The organism is Kineococcus deserti (assembly GCF_050871945.1).
Taxonomy (GTDB): domain Bacteria; phylum Actinomycetota; class Actinomycetes; order Actinomycetales; family Kineococcaceae; genus Kineococcus.
On the sequence record NZ_JBJLSI010000015.1, the window covers coordinates 22,587 to 39,236 of the forward strand.

19 protein-coding genes are annotated in these 16,650 nt (G+C 71.8%); 6 read left to right on the forward strand and 13 right to left on the reverse strand.

Features of this window, described 5'->3' with window-relative positions:
- Nucleotides 1-4: 4 nt before the first annotated feature.
- Genes ACRYR2_RS13080 through ACRYR2_RS13090 form a run of 3 tightly spaced genes read right to left on the reverse strand, consistent with a single transcriptional unit; the run spans nucleotide 5 to nucleotide 3,251 of the window.
- On the reverse strand, nucleotides 5-934 hold the full coding sequence (locus ACRYR2_RS13080; RefSeq protein WP_432563306.1) for a carbohydrate ABC transporter permease: 930 nt from the start codon (nucleotides 932-934) through the stop codon (nucleotides 5-7).
- Complete coding sequence (locus ACRYR2_RS13085; protein ID WP_432563307.1) at nucleotides 931-1,890, reverse strand: carbohydrate ABC transporter permease; 960 nt, start codon at nucleotides 1,888-1,890, stop codon at nucleotides 931-933. The genes ACRYR2_RS13080 and ACRYR2_RS13085 overlap by 4 nt, the downstream gene beginning before the upstream one ends.
- On the reverse strand, nucleotides 1,890-3,251 hold the full coding sequence (locus tag ACRYR2_RS13090) for an ABC transporter substrate-binding protein (protein WP_432563308.1): 1,362 nt from the start codon (nucleotides 3,249-3,251) through the stop codon (nucleotides 1,890-1,892). Before ACRYR2_RS13090 ends, ACRYR2_RS13085 begins: the two co-directional genes overlap by 1 nt.
- A gap of 183 nt (nucleotides 3,252-3,434) precedes the next feature.
- Here ACRYR2_RS13090 and ACRYR2_RS13095 point away from each other — a divergent pair, with 183 nt between their 5' ends.
- From ACRYR2_RS13095 to ACRYR2_RS13110, 4 genes are read left to right on the forward strand one after another with little or no spacing between them, the layout of a single operon-like run.
- Nucleotides 3,435-4,421, forward strand: coding sequence for an acetylxylan esterase (locus tag ACRYR2_RS13095; RefSeq protein WP_432563309.1), 987 nt, complete (start codon nucleotides 3,435-3,437; stop codon nucleotides 4,419-4,421).
- A 10-nt stretch (nucleotides 4,422-4,431) separates the two neighbouring features.
- Nucleotides 4,432-5,007, forward strand: a complete 576-nt coding sequence (gene pyrE / locus ACRYR2_RS13100) for an orotate phosphoribosyltransferase (RefSeq protein ID WP_432563310.1) — start codon at nucleotides 4,432-4,434, stop codon at nucleotides 5,005-5,007.
- Nucleotides 5,007-5,384, forward strand: coding sequence for a hypothetical protein (locus ACRYR2_RS13105; protein ID WP_432563311.1), 378 nt, complete (start codon nucleotides 5,007-5,009; stop codon nucleotides 5,382-5,384). The genes pyrE and ACRYR2_RS13105 overlap by 1 nt, the downstream gene beginning before the upstream one ends.
- A gap of 26 nt (nucleotides 5,385-5,410) precedes the next feature.
- On the forward strand, nucleotides 5,411-6,256 hold the full coding sequence (locus tag ACRYR2_RS13110) for a putative RNA methyltransferase (RefSeq protein ID WP_432563387.1): 846 nt from the start codon (nucleotides 5,411-5,413) through the stop codon (nucleotides 6,254-6,256).
- Nucleotides 6,257-6,277: 21 nt separating this feature from the next.
- Here ACRYR2_RS13110 and ACRYR2_RS13115 read toward each other — a convergent pair whose 3' ends face one another.
- The 6 genes from ACRYR2_RS13115 to ACRYR2_RS13140 form a co-directional block, all read right to left on the reverse strand.
- Nucleotides 6,278-6,943 (reverse strand): IMPACT family protein, encoded by a 666-nt coding sequence (locus tag ACRYR2_RS13115; protein ID WP_432563312.1) that lies wholly within the window; start codon nucleotides 6,941-6,943, stop codon nucleotides 6,278-6,280.
- Complete coding sequence (locus ACRYR2_RS13120; RefSeq protein ID WP_432563313.1) at nucleotides 6,910-7,530, reverse strand: DedA family protein; 621 nt, start codon at nucleotides 7,528-7,530, stop codon at nucleotides 6,910-6,912. Before ACRYR2_RS13120 ends, ACRYR2_RS13115 begins: the two co-directional genes overlap by 34 nt.
- Nucleotides 7,531-7,552: 22 nt before the next feature.
- Nucleotides 7,553-7,966: an acyl-CoA thioesterase gene (locus ACRYR2_RS13125; RefSeq protein WP_432563314.1), complete on the reverse strand. Its 414-nt coding sequence runs from the start codon at nucleotides 7,964-7,966 to the stop codon at nucleotides 7,553-7,555.
- Between the two features lie 24 nt (nucleotides 7,967-7,990).
- Nucleotides 7,991-8,728: a DedA family protein gene (locus tag ACRYR2_RS13130; protein WP_432563315.1), complete on the reverse strand. Its 738-nt coding sequence runs from the start codon at nucleotides 8,726-8,728 to the stop codon at nucleotides 7,991-7,993.
- Between the two features lie 186 nt (nucleotides 8,729-8,914).
- A complete protein-coding gene (locus tag ACRYR2_RS13135; RefSeq protein WP_432563316.1) occupies nucleotides 8,915-10,033 on the reverse strand; it encodes a Gfo/Idh/MocA family protein in 1,119 nt (372 codons plus the stop codon).
- Entirely contained in the window at nucleotides 10,030-10,779 is a 750-nt protein-coding gene (locus ACRYR2_RS13140) for a sugar phosphate isomerase/epimerase family protein (RefSeq protein ID WP_432563317.1), read from the reverse strand. Before ACRYR2_RS13140 ends, ACRYR2_RS13135 begins: the two co-directional genes overlap by 4 nt.
- 148 nt (nucleotides 10,780-10,927) lie before the next feature.
- Here ACRYR2_RS13140 and ACRYR2_RS13145 point away from each other — a divergent pair, with 148 nt between their 5' ends.
- Complete coding sequence (locus ACRYR2_RS13145) at nucleotides 10,928-11,326, forward strand: ankyrin repeat domain-containing protein (RefSeq protein WP_432563318.1); 399 nt, start codon at nucleotides 10,928-10,930, stop codon at nucleotides 11,324-11,326.
- Between the two features lie 22 nt (nucleotides 11,327-11,348).
- On the forward strand, nucleotides 11,349-12,482 hold the full coding sequence (locus ACRYR2_RS13150) for a GntR family transcriptional regulator (RefSeq protein ID WP_432563319.1): 1,134 nt from the start codon (nucleotides 11,349-11,351) through the stop codon (nucleotides 12,480-12,482).
- Here the strand turns inward: ACRYR2_RS13150 and ACRYR2_RS13155 are convergent.
- The 4 genes from ACRYR2_RS13155 to ACRYR2_RS13170 are packed head-to-tail and all read right to left on the reverse strand — an operon-like array spanning nucleotide 12,394 to nucleotide 16,590.
- On the reverse strand, nucleotides 12,394-13,473 hold the full coding sequence (locus ACRYR2_RS13155; RefSeq protein WP_432563320.1) for a glycoside hydrolase family 76 protein: 1,080 nt from the start codon (nucleotides 13,471-13,473) through the stop codon (nucleotides 12,394-12,396). The genes ACRYR2_RS13150 and ACRYR2_RS13155 overlap by 89 nt on opposite strands.
- Nucleotides 13,470-14,705, reverse strand: a complete 1,236-nt coding sequence (locus ACRYR2_RS13160) for an ABC transporter substrate-binding protein (RefSeq protein WP_432563321.1) — start codon at nucleotides 14,703-14,705, stop codon at nucleotides 13,470-13,472. The genes ACRYR2_RS13155 and ACRYR2_RS13160 overlap by 4 nt, the downstream gene beginning before the upstream one ends.
- A 29-nt stretch (nucleotides 14,706-14,734) precedes the next feature.
- The gene (locus ACRYR2_RS13165) at nucleotides 14,735-15,622 is read right to left on the reverse strand and encodes a carbohydrate ABC transporter permease (protein WP_432563388.1); all 888 of its coding nucleotides are present in this window, start codon (nucleotides 15,620-15,622) and stop codon (nucleotides 14,735-14,737) included.
- A 44-nt stretch (nucleotides 15,623-15,666) separates the two neighbouring features.
- Nucleotides 15,667-16,590, reverse strand: a complete 924-nt coding sequence (locus ACRYR2_RS13170) for a carbohydrate ABC transporter permease (protein ID WP_432563322.1) — start codon at nucleotides 16,588-16,590, stop codon at nucleotides 15,667-15,669.
- Nucleotides 16,591-16,650 lie beyond the last annotated feature (60 nt).

Here is a 16,650-nt window from a genome sequence, read left to right on the forward strand (position 1 = left end):
GGGCTCAGAACCGCACGCCGCCGGCGGTGAGGCCGGACCGCCAGAAGCGCTGCAGGGCCACGAACACCGCGACGACGGGAACCACCGAGACCAGCGACCCGGTGACCACGAGGATCTGCAACCCCGGGATGGTGATCGAGGACTGGCTCCAGCCGGTCAGGCCCACCGTCAGCGGCATGAGGTCCTGGTCGGTCAGGACGAGCAGCGGCAGCAGGTAGTTGTTCCAGCTGCCCAGGAAGGCGAACAGCAGCACGGTCACCAGGCCGGTGCTCATCAGGCGCAACCCGATCGAGACGAAGATGCGCAGTTCCCCCGCGCCGTCCAGGCGGGCGGCCTCCAGGAGTTCGCGAGGCACGGAGGACTGGGCGAAGACCATGCACAGCAGGACGCCGAAGGAGTAGACCAGCGAGGGCAGGAGGACCCCGGCGTAGGTGTTGTTCAACCCCAGCTGGACGACGAGGAGGTAGGTGGGCTGGGCCAGGACCGTGCCGGGGACGAGCAGGCTGGCGAGGATCGCGCCGACGACGATCCGCTTGCCGCGGAACTCGTACATCGCCAGCGCGTACCCGCACGCGGCGCAGACCAGGACGGTCAGCAGCGAGCCCACCACCGAGTACAGGACCGTGTTGAGGACCCAGCGCCAGAAGATGCCGCCGTCGTAGCTGGACAGTTCGGACAGGTTGCTCAGCAGTTGCGGCTGCGCGAAGGAGAACCCCGGGGTGGTGAAGAGCGCGGTGGCGGACTTCGTCGAGGCGACGAGGAGCCAGTAGACCGGCGCCAGGAAGTACAGCGCGACCACGACGACCGCGACGGTCGCCAGGACCCGCACCAGCAGCGAGGGGCGTTCCCCGCCCGTCGTGGCTCGCGGTGCAGGCCGGAACCGCGAGGCCGGGCGCACGGGGGAGAGGCGGTCGACCACGTCGTGTCCGCTCACGAGACAGCTCCGTTCCGGCGGTTGGAGACCCGCATGAGGACCAGGGACAGCACCAGGGTCACGGCGCCGAGCAGGACGGCCATGGCCGCGGCCAGGTTCGGGTCCTGCCCCTCGGAGGACGCCGAGTAGATGGCCATGTTGGGCGTGTAGTCGCTGGTGATGTTGGAGGTCACGTTGCGCAGCACGTTGGGTTCGCTGAACAGCTGCAGGGTGCCGATGACCGAGGACAGGGTCGTCAGCAGCAGCGCGGGCGCGATGAGCGGGAGTTTGACGCTCAGCGCGATCCGCAGCTCGCTCGCGCCGTCCATCCGGGCGGCCTCGCCCACCTCGGTCGGGACCGCCTGCAGCGCCGCGAAGAGGATGATCATGTTGATGCCCGTGTTGGACCACAGGGCGATGTTGGCCAGCGACCACAGCACCGTGCCGGGAGCCAGGAAGTCGGCGTCGATCCCCAGGTCGGCGAGCACCCCGACGAACGGGCTGACCCCCGGCTGGTACAGGAAACCCCACAGCAGGGCGGCGATGACGCCCGGGACGGCGTACGGCACGAACACGGCGGCCTGGAAGAACTTCCGGAACCGGACGGCCGCGGAGTCGAACACCAGGGCCAGCGCGAGGGCCAGGGCGAGCATGACCGGGACCTGCACGACGCCGTAGAGCAGCACCCGGCCGAAGCCGGCGACGAAGTCGGAGTTCGTCAGCGCCGTCGTGTAGTTGGACAGCCCTGCGAACACCGTCTGCGTCGACCCGCCGAAACCCAGACCGCCGGCCGACTTGCGTGCGAACAGGCTCGTGCCCAGGGCCAGCAGGATCGGTGCGACGAGGAAGACGAGGAACAGGACCGCGAACGGGGCGACGAACAGGTAGGGGGCGATCCGCTGCCCCGCCCGCGCCGCGGTCCGCCGTCCCGGTGTCCGCGGGGTGCTCGCCCGGGCCACCTGGGTGGTGGAGCTCATCAGCCGCCCACCACGTCCAGCCCGGCCTTCTGCAGCCGGGCGACGGCCGCCGCGTCGGCGTCGGTGAGCACCTGGGCGAAGGTGGTGCCGCCCGTGGCGACCTTCCCGAAACCGTCGGTGATGTCGGCGTCGACCTGGCCGTTGGCGGGCCCGTCGGTCCAGGTGGTCGGCGCCGTCTCGGCGGCATCGCGGTAGACGTCGTAGATGGCCTGGTCGCCGAAGTAGGGGAACGTCTCGCTCAGGGCCGGGTCGTCGAAACCGACCTTGGCGGTGGGGAAGATGCCGCCGACCGAGATGAGCTTGGTCACCGACTCGGGATCGCTGTTGAGCCAGCGCAGGAACTTGGTGGCACCCTCGAGGTCGGTCGCGCCGGCCAGCACGACGTTCGCCGCGCCGCCGCTGTCACCCGCCACGGCCTCGCCGCCGCTGGTCGGCTGCGGTGCGATCTTCCACTTCCCGCTCAGGTCGGCGCAGTTCTCGATGAGCTGCACCGGGAACCAGGCGGCGTACGTGATGGTCGCGATCTGGCCCGCGTTGACGGCGGCCCAGTAGTCGGGGGTCCACATCTGCGTGACCTTGACCAGGTCGGCGTCGAGCAGGCGCTGCCAGCGGGCGGCGACCTCCTGGCTCGCCGGGCTGTCGACGACGACGTCCCAGGCCTGGCCCTCGATGGCGAAGTAGGAGCCGCCCGCCTGCGAGACGTCCTGCACCCACTGCCCGATCTCGCTGGGGGAGAAACCCGCCAGGTACACGTTCGGGTCGGCGGCGTGCAGGGCGGCGGCGGCCGCCTCGTACTCCTCGTACGTGGTGGGCACGGCGATGCCGTGCTGCTGCAGGATGTCCTCGCGGTACATCATCGCCGTCGGGCCGCTGCCCTGCGGCAGCCCGTAGACGTCCTCACCGACGATTACGGACTTCCACGACGCCGGGGTGTAGAGGTTCTCGTCGTCGCTGACGTACTCGGTGATCGCCTGCACGCGCTCGTTGATGACGTAGTCGGGCAGGTCGTGCGTCGACAGCTGGACGATGTCCGGGCCGGCACCCGCGTCCACGGCGGCCTCGACCTTCTTGCCGTCGTCACCGGTCATGCGGTGGAACTCCACCGGCACGTCCGGGTTCGCGGCGTTCCAGGTCTCGACGAGGTCCTCCAACCCGGGGACCCAGCCCCAGAACTGCAGTGCCTGGGCCGAACCGCCCGCGGTGTCCGAGGTGCCGTCCTCGTCGCCGCTGCTGCAGGCGCTCAGGAGCCCACCCGCGCCCAGGGCCGTACCCAGGGCGGCGAACGAACGACGGGACAGGCCCGCGCTGGGGCCGGGGCGGTTGGCTGCGCGGTTGTCGCCCGCGCCGACGGTCCACATCATCGTGATCTCCTCGAGGTTGTCCGTGGCCGGCGGCCACCGCGCGGAACGTTCGGCACAGCTGTCGCAGTGCGGTCGCGCCCCCCGACGATGACCGTTTCCGGACGAGGTGTCAAGATAGTCGTCTGATGAATGGTGGAGTTCCGGCGGCCGAGCCGTCCGGAACGCGGACGAAGGAGTTCCGGCGTGGCGCTGTCCGACCTGTCCCTCGAAGACCTCGAAAAGCTCGATGTGGTGCTCCAGGAGCCCGATGACCTCGATGACTTCTGGTCCCGCACGCTGTCCGCGGCCGACGCGCACCCGCTCGACGTTCGGCGCCAGCCGGTGGTCACTCATCTGACGACCTTGCGTCACGAGGACTTCTCGTTCGCCGGGTACGGGGGAGACCGCATCAACGGGTGGCTCGTCCTGCCGGCCACCGCCACCGGCCCGCTGCCCGTCGTGGTGGAGTTCGTCGGCTACGGCGGCGGCCGCGGCCTGCCGCACGACCGGCTCACGTGGGCCAGCGCCGGCTACGCCCACCTCGTCGTCGACACCCGCGGCCAGGGCGCGGCCTGGGGCAGCGGCGGATCCACCGCCGACCCCGTCGGTTCCGACGTCTCCACCCCCGGGTTCATGACCCGCGGGATCCTCGACAAGGACACCTACTACTACCGCCGGGTGTTCACCGACGCGGTCCGTGCGGTGCAGGCGGCCCGCTCGCTGCCCGAGGTCCGCGACGACGCCGTCTGCGTCGCCGGGGCCAGCCAGGGCGGTGCGATCGCGCTGGCGGCCGGATCGCTGGCACCGGACGTGCGCGCGGTGATGGCCGACGTCCCGTTCCTGTCCTGGTTCCGGCGTGCGCTGCAGATCGCTCCCGTCGAGCCCTACACCGAGGTCGTGCGGTACCTCAGCGTCCACCGCGACCACGTCGACCGGGTGCTCACCACCCTCGACTACTTCGACGTCGCGCACCTCGTCCCACGCGCCGGCGCGCCGGCGCTCATCTCCCTCGCGCTGATGGACCGCGTCTGCCCGCCGTCCACCGTGTGGGCCGCCTACCGCCGCTACGGCGGACCGGCCGAGCTGTCGGTCTTCCCCTTCAACGACCACGAGGGCGGCCAGGTGCACCAGTGGCGCCGGCAGCTGGAGTGGCTCTCGGCGCTGCTCACGGCACCGGAGGCGACCGCCTAAGCTGCACGCCGTGACCACCCCCGCCACCGACACCTCCCGCCTGGCCGAGCTCGTCGCCTCCAAGGCCGTCGTGCGCGGCAGGGTGACGCTGTCCAGCGGCAAGGAGGCCGACTACTACGTCGACCTGCGCCGCATCAGCCTCGACGGCGAGGCGTCCGCCCTCGTCGGGCCGGTGCTGCTGGACCTGGTCTCCGACTGGGACTTCGAGGCCGTCGGCGGGCTGACCATGGGCGCCGACCCGGTCGCGCTGGCCATGGTCCACGCCGCCAACGCGCGCGGCTGGGCCGACGCCCACGACGGCAGGGCGCTCGACGCCTTCGTCGTCCGCAAGGCCGAGAAGACCCACGGCCTGCAGCGCCGCATCGAGGGCCCGGACGTCGCCGGCCGCAGGGTGCTCGCCGTCGAGGACACCTCCACCACCGGCGGGTCCGTCCTGACGGCCGTCGAGGCGTTGCGCGCCGCGGGCGCCGAGGTCGTCGGCGTGGCCGTCATCGTCGACCGCGACACCGGCGCCAAGGAGAAGGTCGAGGCGCAGGGCCTGCCCTACCGCTACGCGTTCGGCCTGGCCGACCTCGGGCTCGCCTGATGGGCACCGTCGGGACGGTCGTGCTGGTCGTCGTCGTGCTGCTGGTCCTCGTCGCCGTGCTGTACGCCGTCAGCACCCGCGCGGCGCTCGTGCGGATGCGTGACCTGGCCGTCGAGGCCGGGGCGCTGGCCGAGCAGCGGCGCAGCCGGCTGGCCGACCTGTCGACGCACCTCACCGCCCAGGAGGCCAGCGAGGTCGAACCCGACCCGCAGACCGTGCGTGCACTGGCCGACGCCGAGCACCGCCTCGCCGGCGACATCGCCTTCCACTCCGCCGCCGTCCGCGCCTACGACTCGCGCCTGCACGCCGTGCCCGCGTCCTGGGTCGGGGCCCTGTCCGGCCTGCACCCGCTGGGCGCGGCCGCGGAACAGCACTGAACGCCCTTCCCGAGGTCCTGCCCGCGCTGCGCTGCCCGGTCTGCGGCGGCGGGTTCACCCTCGCCGGGCGGACGCTGGGATGCGCTGCGGGACACCGGTTCGACCTCGCCCGCCAGGGCTACGTCAACCTCGCCGTCGGCAGCAAGAGCCCCGGTGACAGCGCGGGGATGGTGGCCGCGCGCGAGGCGTTCCTCGGTGCGGGGCACTACGCGGGCATCGCGGCGGCGCTCGCGGACCTGGCGGTTCCGGGGTTCGTCGTCGACGTCGGCGGCGGGACCGGCTACTACCTGGCCGCGGTGCTGGAGGCGACGGGCGGTTCCGGGGTGGTCGTGGAGGCCTCGGCGGCGGCGCTGAAGCGCGCGGCCCGCGCTCATCCCCGGGCCGCGGCCGTGGGTGCCGACGTGTGGCGCGGGTTGCCGTTCGCCGACGCCTGCGCCGACCTCGTGACCACGGTCTTCGCCCCGCGCGGGGTGGCCGAGGTGCGGCGCGTCCTGCGCCCGGGCGGCCGGTGGATCGTCGTCACCCCGCTGCCGGACCACCTCGAGCAGGTGCGCGCGCCGCTGGGGATGGTCGGGGTCGAGGAGCGCAAGGCCGAACGGCTGCACGCCGACCTCGCCGGGTTCGAGGTCGACGAGGAGCGCGAGGTCCGCTTCGCGCGGGCGTTCTCCCGCGACGACCTGCGCGCGCTGGTGCTCATGGGTCCCAGCGCCCACCACGTCGACCAGGGGGCGTTGGACGAGCGCCTGGCCGGCACGGCGGAGGCCACCGACGTCACCGTCGCCGTGCGCCTCACCGTCGCCACCCGCCCCACCCCCGGTGATCAAGGATTCGACCCCGCCGATCAAGGACTCGGTGACGGATCGAATCCTTGATCGGCGGGGTTGAATCCTTGATCACCGCAGGGGTGGGGCGGGGCGGACGGCGCGGGTGAGCAGCGCGACCGAGGCCTCCAGGCCCGCGGCCGCGAGTTCGGCGCGCAGGGCGCCCTGCCCGTCGACCGCGACGGTGAGGACCGCGCGCCAGCCGTCCGCGCCCCACGTCACGTCCTCGACGACGTGGGTGCGCCGCAGCTCGGCCTCCACCCGGCCGCCGTCGGCCAGCCCCGCCCGCACCTCCACCAGGTCGACCCGGCGGCGCTGCACCACCCCCGCCTCGGCCAGGGCCGCCGTCACCGAACCGCCGTAGGCGCGCACCAGGCCGCCCGTGCCGAGCAGCACACCGCCGAAGTACCGCGTCACGACGGCGACGACACCGGTCACCCCGGCCCCGTGCAGGGCCGCGAGCATCGGCGCCCCGGCCGTCCCGGCGGGCTCGCCGTCGTCGCTGGAGCGGTGCAGCTCGCCGTCCTCACCCAGGACCGAGGCCGTGCAGTGGTGCCGGGCGTCGGGGAACTCCCGGCGGACGCGGGCGACCACGTCGTCCAGGCCGGCGACGTCCTCGACGGGTTCGAGGGTGGTCACGAAGCGGGACCGCTCGACGACGAGCTCGGTGCGCACCCCGCGGGCCAGGACCGGCAGCGGGTCCCTCACCGGCGCGCCCGGCGCCGCCGGCGCAGCCACGTCACGACCGGGGCCAGGAGCGAGACGAGGATCGCGACGCCGGCGATCGAGTACGCCAGCGTCCGCACCCACGGCAGCGAGTCCGCGGCGTAGCCGGCCAGGACCAGCAGCGCACCCCAGCACAGGGCGCCGACGACGTTGGCCGAGGCGAACTTGGCGTACGGCATCGCGGCCGTCCCGGCGATGATCGGTGTGAAGGCCCGCAACCAGGGGATGAACCGGCACGCGACGACCGCGAACCAGCCGTACTTGAGGTAGAACGCCTCCGCCTTGGGCAGGTGGTGGGCGGCCTTGCCCGCGCGGCGCAGCAGCCACGGACGTCCCAGCCGCCGGCCCGACCAGTAGCCGACGGTGTCGCCCAGGATGGCGGCCACGGTGACCCCGACCACCAGGACGGACAGCGAGACGGGGGAGTCGTCCCGGCCGGCGATGAGTCCGGCCGTGAACAGGACGCTGCTGCCGGGCAGCCAGAAGCCGACGAGGGTGCCCGTCTCGGCGAAGACGATCCCGAAGACCAGCACGTACAGCCCGAGGGCGCCGAGGGTCTCCAGCTGGGGATCGGCGAGCTGTGCGAGCCAGTCGGACACTCCCCGATCTTGCCAGAGGTCCTCAGGCGCCGAGAGCGGTCAGCCGGGCCCTCTCGTCCGGGTCCAGGCGGCGGGGCCGGCCGGCGGCGAAGTCGTAGGAGACGCAGACGGTGCGGGCGCGCGCGTAGACCAGCGCCTCGTCCTCGGGTTCGCGGATCTCGTAGTCGACCTCGAAGCTCGCCCCGCCGATGCGCCCGATCCACAGGTCCACGGCGACGGGCTCGAGCCGGTAGTCCAGCGGCCGCAGGTACTCCACGGTGTGCTTGGCCACGACCATCCCGGTCGCCAGCATCGGCGCGGCCCCGTCGGGGGAGGCGATGCCGAAGGCCCGCACCCGGGCCTCCTCCAGCAGACGCACCACCTCGACGTTGTTCACGTGGCGGTAGGCGTCCATGTCCCCCCAGCGCAGGGACAGGAGCAACTGCAGGCGAGCCACCGGGACATCGTGCCCGGTGACGTCTCAGCGCTGATTCTCGGGGGCCTTGTCCAGGTTCGTGGCCTGCGCCGGCACCTCGCCCGACCGGCGGGCCCTGGCCCGGTCGCGCAGGTACTCGATGCCCACCGGGATCAGCGACAGCACGACCAGCAGGAGCAGACCGACCTCGAGGTTGTTCGCGATGAGCTCCACACCGCCCAGGGCGTAGCCGAGCATCGTGATCCCGCTGGCCCAGGCCACCGCGCCGATGGCCGAGAAGGTCAGGAACGTCTTGCGGGGCATGGCACCTGCGCCGGCAGCCAGCGTGATGAAGGTGCGCACGACGGGCACGAAGCGGGCCAGGATGATCGCCCGGGCGCCGTACCGCTCGAAGAACTCGTGCGTCTGCGCGATCCGCTTGGGCGTCAGGAGTTTGGAGTTCGGCCGGTCGAAGAGGGCCGGCCCGGCCTTGCGGCCGATCTCGTACCCGACCGCGTTGCCGAGGAAGGCCGCGATCGACAGCAGCAGGCAGGACAGCCAGATCGGATCGGTGAGGACACCCGAATGGGTGAACAACCCGACGGTGAACAGCAGCGAATCGCCGGGCAGGAAGAACAGGAACAGCCCGCACTCGACGAAGACGATCGCCACCGACACCCACAGGGCGGCCATTCCCAGCGAGTCCAGGAAGTGCTCGGGGTTGGCCCAGTCCGGGAGCAGCGCGGGAGCGGCGGCCGGCGCGGCCGACCCGAGAGCAGCCGAGAACTCGGCGAGGAAGGACACGACTCCAGGGTAAGTCCCCGCCGGGGGCAGATGGTTGCCTGCGGCTGCAGATCAGCCCAGAGGATGACGTGAACGGGCAGAGACCAGCCGGTCGGCGGACACCGCGGCGCGGCCGGTGGGGCTCGTCGCCTCCCCGAGGTCGGTCATCGACCGCGTGGAGACGAGGAGCCCCACCGGGCCCGGCCCTCAGACCGTGCGGGCCGTCGGGTCCCAGTCGTCCGGCAGCGGCTCGGCGGCCTCGACGGTGCTGGTCACGGGCACGAAGGCGCCCGTGCGGGCCGACTCGTCGATCGACACCATGGCGTCGACGACGTGGTGGGCCAGCGCACCCTGCACGCGGTGCGGGCGCCCGGCGCGGATCGCGCGCGCCATCTCCAGCGCCCCCGTGCCGCGCGTCGACAGCGCCTTGGTGGAGGCCAGCAGCTCCCAGTCCTCGCCGTCGCGGCGGCGGATCTTCAGGTCGCCGTCGAAGTTGTTCGGGTCCGGCAGCGCCAGCGTCGCCTCGGTGCCGGTGATCTCGACGAACCCGTGCCGGGGCAGGGGGGAGTCGAAGCTGAAGATGCTCTGCGAGCTCTGGCCACCGGCGAACTGCGCGATGGCGCTGACGTGCGTGGGCACGGTGACGTCGAAGACCTCACCGGCCTTCGGGCCCGAGCCGATGGTCCGCTGCTCGCGTGACTTCGACGCGATGGCCGCCACCGAGCTGATCGGCCCGAACGCCTGCACCAGCGTGGTCAGGTAGTAGGGGCCGATGTCGAACAGCGGGCCCGCGCCGGTCTGGAACAGGAACGCCGGGTTCGGGTGCCACGACTCCGGGCCGGGGGACTGCATGAGCGTCAGCGCCGTCAGCGGGGTGCCGATGTCGCCGCGCTTCAGCGCCTTCAGGGCGGTCTGCAGGCCCGCGCCGAGGAAGGTGTCGGGAGCGCAGCCCAGCCGGACGCCCGCGGCGTCGGCCGCGCCGATCAGCCGCTGCCCGCCCTCGCGGTCCAGGGCCACCGGCTTCTCCGACCACACGTGCTTGCCCGCCGAGATCGCCGCGAGCGAGACCTCGACGTGCGCGGCCGGGATGGTCAGGTTGATGACGATCTCGACGTCCTCGTTGCCGAGCACGCTGTCGATGCCGCCGTGGTGGGGGACGCCGTGCTCCTCGGCGCGCGCCTTGGCGGCCTCGGGGAACAGGTCGCCGATGGCGTGGACCTGCACGTCCGGGAAGGACGTGAGGTTCTCCAGGTAGGTGCCGCTGATGACGCCGGCGCCGATGATGCCGATGCCGACGGGTCCGGTGCGGGGTGCGGGAGCAGTCACGAGAGGGCCTTCACGAGGTAGGAGTAGCTGTTCTCCACGGCGGTGAACATGTCGCCGGTGGTGTCGTCGAGCTCGATGACGCCCAGGTCGACACCGCCGACGGCGGCGAGGATGGAGTCGACGTCGACCTGGCCGGAGCCGAAGGCGACCTGCTTGGTGTTGTCGCGCGAGCCGTCGCCGTCCTTCAGGTGCACGGCCTTGACGCGCGAGCCGAGCCGGCCCAGCAGCTCGGGCACGTCGACGCCACCCACGACCGCCCAGTAGGTGTCCACCTCCAGGGCGACGCCGTCGGCGAGGTGGTCGGCGAAGACCTCCAGCGCCGGGCGGCCGTCGATCTTCGTGGCCAGCTCGAACTCGTGGTTGTGGTACCCGATCGTCACACCGGCGTCGGCGGCGCGCTCGGCCGCGGCGTTCAGCTCGGCGGCGATGGCGGCCACGTCCTCGGCGGTCGTCCAGCGCTGCGGGTCGACGTGCGGCTCGACGACGAGCGTCGTGCCGGTCTGCGCCGCGGCCGCCAGGACGGCGTCGACGTCGCCGCCGACGACCTTGGCGTGCGCGCTGGGGGCGCTCAGGCCGTGCTCGGCCAGCAGCGGCGCGAGGGAGGCGGCGGAGTCCTGCAGGCCGAAGGGCTCCACCTGGCGGAAGCCGATGGAGGCGAGCCGGGCCAGCGTGCCGCCGAGGTCGGCGGCCAGGGCCTCGCGCACCGTGTACAGCTGCACGGAGATCTTGGAGGTGTCCAGAGTCATGAGTGGGGGGTACGTCCTCTCGCGTCCTCGCGGGCGCGCCGACCTGGACGCCCGCGTCCCCGGCCCGTCTACCGAACCGGTTCAGCAACCGTACGGTGCGGGGCCGCCGCCGCGCTAGCCCCCCGCCCCGCGCGGCTACCATCCCCCGATGAGCGAGGGACTGACCGACGACGAGCTGCGTTTCCTGCAGGAGACGTTCGACCTCGCGCGCGAGGGGGACACGGCGGCGCTCGCCGAGCGGGTCGACGCCGGGGTGCCGGCCGACCTCACGAACTCCGGTGGCGACACGCTGCTGATCCTGGCGGCCTACCACACGCACGCCGAGACCGTCCGGGCCCTGCTCGAGCGTGGAGCCGACCACTCCCGGGTCAACGACAAGGGGCAGACGGCGCTGGGTGCGGCCGTGTTCCGCCAGGCGCGCGAGGTCGTCGAGCTGCTGCTGGACGCGGGTGCCGATCCGGCCCTGGGCCGGCAGTCGGGGATCGCGGTGGCCCAGGTGTTCGACCTGCCCGAGATGACGGAGCTGCTGAACGCCCCGCGGGCGTGATCAGACTGGTAGTTTCTCGAAGGTGGCGGCCAGCAGCCTGTACGGCCGGGTGTACGACCAGATCAAGGCGCGAATCCTCGACGGGACGTACCCCGTGGATTCCCGGCTGCCCACCTCCGAGGAACTCACCACCGAACTCCAGGTGAGCGCCATCACCCTCAAGCGCGCGCTGGACATGCTGCGGGACGAGGGGTTCGTGGTCCGCCGCCCCCGGCTGGGCACGGTGGTGGTCAGCGCGGACCCCGGGCAGAGCGTGCACCGGCGCGACGGCCTGCCGCTGGTGCGGTGCATCGTGACCGGTTTCGACGACACGTTCGGCACCCCGGTGCTCATCGGATTGCTCGACGCCGCAGCCGGTCGCGCGCACATCGTGCTGGACCGGTCGGTGGGCGACACGACGCGGGAGGACCGGTTGCTGGCCGGGGCGGTCGACATGGGAGCCGAGGCGGTGCTGCTGCTGCCCAGTTCCTCCGAGTACGCCTCACCGGCGCTGCTGGAACTCGTGACGCGGCAGTTCCCCGTCGTGGTGCTCGACCGTGGACTGGAGCAGATCCCGGTCTCGACGGTGCGCTCGGACAACGTCTCGGGTGCGCAGGCGGCGACGGAGCACCTGTTCTCGCTGGGGCACCGGCAGGTCGGGCTCGTCGCCTCGGCCAGTGCCGTCTCCACCATCGACGAACGACGGCAGGGTTTCGTGCGGGCCCACGCGGTGCGGGGTTACTCCCTCGACCCCGACCGCATGTACGGCGACGTGCGGGTGGTCGTGCCCGGCGCCGACGAGGACCCCACGGACGACCTCCAGCGGCTGACGGCGTTCCTGCGCCGGCACGACGACCTCACGGGTTTCGTCGTCACCGAGTACCACGTGGCGCTGCTGGTGCGGCGGGCGGTGCGGGAGCTGGGACTGCGGATCCCGCGGGACGTCTCGATCGTCTGCTTCGACCAGCCCGACTCGTTCCTGGACGACGAGATCTTCCGGTTCACCCACGTCGCCCAGCCGCAGGTCGAACTGGGCCGTCGGGCCCTGGACCTGGTGCTGGCCCAGATCGAGGACCCGACGGCCGTGGTCAAGCTGGCACTGCCGACCCGGCTGGTGGTGGGGGAGTCGAGCGGCCCGGCCCGGCAGCCAGTCGCGCCGCCGATTCCGTCGCCATGAGCGCCGACAGCTGCGTCGAGTAGTTGCTGCTGCCCGGCCAGGGCCGCGACCAGTCGTCGCCCGCCAGCAGGTCCTCGCCCAGGCCGTCCCGCCACAGCACGTCGGTGCTGGCGACGAGGAAGTCGCGCAGTCCGGCGTCCCCGGTCCGTTCGACCAGCAGGGTCGCGTAGCGGTACAGGACCCCCTTGAACAGGCCGACGTCGCCGCCGCCCTCGCCGACGGGTTCGTGGAACACCCCGTCGGCCGTGAGGTGGCGCACCGCGGTCCGGGCCGTGCGCAGCGCCTGCTCGAGGCGGTCCTCGGTGCCGGTGGCCTGCGCCCACGCCAGGCAGGCGCCGATGTACAGCCCCTGGTTGTAGGTGAACCGCCACTGCCGGTCCACCGTCCCGTCGCCGGTGCGGTTGATGCCGTCCTCGACGAAGCCGTCGGGGCCGACCAGGGTGGCCTCCAGCCAGTCCAGCGCCTTGCCGGCGTAGGCGAGCGTGCGGGGGTCGCCGTGCTCGGCCAGCCGGGCGGACAGGATCGCCAGCGGCCCGTTGGCGGGCGTGTTCTTGTAGTCCAGCTGGGGTTTGCGCCAGGCCAGGCTGGGGCCGAGCTGGTCGTTCCAGCCGAACTCCACGACGTGCTCCCAGATCGCCGTGGCGTCCCGCGCGTACCGCTCCTCGCCGCTGAGCCCGGCCAGCCGCAGGGCGGCCAGTCCCAGCCACAGCATGTCGTCGAAGTAGTCGTTGAACAGCGACCCGTTGCGCTCCAGGACGTTCCGGTAGGCCTGGGTGGCCTGGTCCAGGCGCAGCGGGTCCCCGGAGCGTTCGTAGGCGTCGAGCCGGGCGTCGACGACGTGAGCCAGCCACCAGTAGTTGAAGACCTCGTCGTCACCGTCCTGGAACGGGACCTTGTTGTGCAGGAACTGGGGCCAGGGAGCACCGAACTGCTCCTCGAGGGCGTCCTGCAGGGCGTCGGCCCGTCCGGCGCGGTCCAGGTCGCGGTTCACTTCGCTGCCTCCTGCAGGACGCGGTCGCCGTCGCGCGCGGCGGTGTCCAGCGCCTCCTCGGCACCGACCTCGCCGGCGAGGAACTTCTCCAGCGCCGGGATGAGGGCCTTGCCCTCGACGTCGGAGTACCCCTTGACCGTCGGACGGGCCTTGGCGAACCCGAGGGTCTCGACCATGCCCGCGTACTTCTCGCTGCCCGTGAAGTACGGGTCCTGGGCCGCCTCCTGGTTGGCCGGGATCCAGCCGGTCACCTTGCCGAACTCGACGCCGTTGGCCGGCTGCGTCGTCCACCAGGTGATGAAGTCCCACGCGGCGTCGGGGTTCCTGGCGCCCTTGGGGATGACGAGCCCGAAACCGCCGAGCCCCGCGGCCCTGCCGCCGTCCGGCCCGGCGACCGGCGGGACCACGGCGTACTCCAGGCCCTCGACCGCGTCGTACGTGGTCAGGCTCCACGGCCCGTCGTACTTCATCGCCAGCTGGCCCGCGCCGAAGGCGTCGCCGCCGTCGCCGAAGCCGAGGTCGTAGACCTTGCGCTCGCGCAGCAGCTCGTCCCAGAACGTCAGCACCTGCAGACCCTCGGGGGAGTTGAAGTTCGTCGCGGTGCCGTCCTCGGTGAGCATGGTCCCGCCGGCCTGGCCCAGCCAGGTGCTGAACAGGCCCGGGTCGTCCAGGGAGAACCCGGCGCGCTCGAGCTTCCCGCCGGTGCGGACGGTCAGCGCGCTGGCGGTGTCGGCCAGTTCCTGCCACGTCGTCGGCGGGTTCAGACCGGCTTCGGCGAAGAACGCCTTGTTGTAGAACAGGGCGCGGCAGTCCACCAGCAGCGGGAGCCCGTACAGCTGGTCGTCGACGCGCAGCTCCTCGACGGCCTCGGGGTAGAAGGCGTTCAGGTCGACGTCGCCGAGGCGGTCGTCGATCGGCTCGAGCGCACCCTTGGGGGCGTACACGTTGGTCGTGAAGCGGTCCCACAGCACGACGTCGGGGACCTGGCCGCCGGCGATGGCGGTCAGCAGCTTCTCCTCGACGACCTCCTGCTGCTTGTAGGTGACGGTCGTGCCGGGGTGGGCGTCGTTGTAGGTCTGCAGCAGCTGCTTGAGCTGGGCGACCTGGTCGCCGGACCAGGAGCCCCACAGGGTGACGGCCCCGGAGTCGTCGGTCCCCGAACCCGCCCCGCTGCTGCAGGCGGTGAGTGCTCCGGCCGCTGCTGCGGCGGTCAGGAAGTGGCGTCGTTGCACGGTTTCTCCCGGATTCTGCTTGCGAGGGGTCACTTGCCCCCGACGTGGGCGACACCTTCGACGATCCAGCGCTGGGCGAGGAGGAAGACGACCACGACGGGAAGACTGGCGATGACGGTGCCGGCCATCAGCGGCCCGTAGCTGGTGTTGTAGTTGGTGACGAAGGAGGAGAGCCCGACCTGGACGGTCATCATCTCCTCGGAGTTCAGGACGATGAGGGGCCACATGAAGTTGTTCCAGCCCGCCTGGAACGTCAGGACGGCCAGGACGGCCAGGCCCGCCTTCACCAGCGGCAGGTACACCTGCCAGAAGATGCGGAACTCCCCGGCGCCGTCGATGCGGGCGGCCTCGCCGAGGTCGTCGGGCAGGGTCTCGAAGAACTGCTTCATGAAGAACACCGCGAAGGTCCCCGCCGCGCCGGGCAGGATGACGGCCCAGAAGGAGTTGATGAACCCCAGGCCGCCCTCACCGAGGACGTCGTTGCCACCGGCCAGCGGGAAGTGCCGCAGCACGAGGAACAACGGGACCATCGTGACGATGCCGGGGATCATCATCGAGCTCAGCAGCACGCCGAAGGCGGCGCGCCGGCCGCGGAAGGGCAGCTTGGCGAACGCGTAGCCCGCCAGCGATCCCAGGAACAGGTTCGTCGCGACCCCGGCGACGCCGAGGACCATCGAGTTGACGGCGTACCGGCCGAACGGCACCGAGGTCAGCGCCTCGCGGTAGTTGTCGAGGGTGATGGCGTCGGGGACCAGGTCCAGACCCCGGGCGGCGAGGATCTCGCCGGGGTCGCGCAGCGAGGTGACCAGCGTCCACAGCAGCGGGGCGACGGTGCAGGTGCTGACCAGGACGCACCCGGCGAACCACAGCGCGGTCCGCACCTTCCTGCGCCAGGACGCCCTGGGCCTGGCCGTCACGACCGGCGAGCTGGTCCGGACGGCGGGCGGGACCTTCGTCGCACTCACGAGTTCCTCCGGGCCAGTCGCACGTTGACCAGGGAGAAGACGGCGATGACCGCGAACAGCACGAACGACAGCGCCGAGGCGTAGCCCATGTCGAGGTTGCCGAACCCCTGGTCGTAGATGTAGTAGACGATCGTGACGGTCGAGTTGCCCGGACCGCCCTTGGTGAGCACGTAGGCCTGGTCGAAGACCTGGAACGCGCCGATGACGAGCAGCGTGGAGACCAGGAACGTCGTGCGGGACAACGCCGGCAGCGTCACGTACCGGAACGTCTGCCACCCGTTGGCGCCGTCGAGCCGGGCCGCCTCGTACAGGTCGCGCGGGATGTTCTGCAACCCGCCGAGGTAGATGAGCATGTGGATGCCGAAACCGGCCCACACCGACATCAGCACGATGGCCGTCATGGCCCACTGCGAGTCGTACAGCCACGCCGGGCCGTCGATGCCGAACCAGCCGAGGGCGACGTTGAGCAGCCCCCGGTCGGGGTTGAGCATCCAGTACCAGATCGTCGCCGTCGCCACCGTGGAGGAGACGACCGGGACGTAGAACAGCGTCCGGAAGACCGTGACCGCCCGGTGGCTGGCGTTGAGCAGCGAGGCGGTCGCCAGCGCCACCACCAGACCCAGCGGGACGTACATCACCGTGTACAGCACGGTGTTGCGGAACGCCGTCCAGAAGAACGGGTCGTCGACGATCCTGCGGTAGTTCTCCAGACCGACCCAGTTCGCCTCCCCGACGACGGCGTAGTCGGTGAAGCTGACCAGCAGGGCCAGGACGAACGGCAGCAGGACGAACACCGCGAACAGCAGCAGCGGTGCGCCGGCGAACAGGTACCCCCAGCGCGCCTGGCGCGTGGTGCGCGGCCGGCGGGGCGGCCGGGCGCGGTCGACGGCCAGGCCGGGTGTCACGACGTCGTGAGCCACGGTGCTCCTCCGAAGATCAACCATTCAACACATTGAATGGCTCTATTAGGTGGAAAGTAC

Excerpts from the sequence above, each read along its gene's own strand:
- ACRYR2_RS13085 (WP_432563307.1), bottom strand. The coding sequence starts at position 1,890 with ATGAGCTCCACCACCCAGGTGGCCCGGGCGAGCACCCCGCGGACACCG.
- ACRYR2_RS13090 (WP_432563308.1), bottom strand. The coding sequence starts at position 3,251 with ATGATGTGGACCGTCGGCGCGGGCGACAACCGCGCAGCCAACCGCCCC.
- ACRYR2_RS13105 (WP_432563311.1), top strand. The coding sequence starts at position 5,007 with ATGGGCACCGTCGGGACGGTCGTGCTGGTCGTCGTCGTGCTGCTGGTC.
- ACRYR2_RS13140 (WP_432563317.1), bottom strand. The coding sequence starts at position 10,779 with ATGACTCTGGACACCTCCAAGATCTCCGTGCAGCTGTACACGGTGCGC.
- ACRYR2_RS13145 (WP_432563318.1), top strand. The coding sequence starts at position 10,928 with ATGAGCGAGGGACTGACCGACGACGAGCTGCGTTTCCTGCAGGAGACG.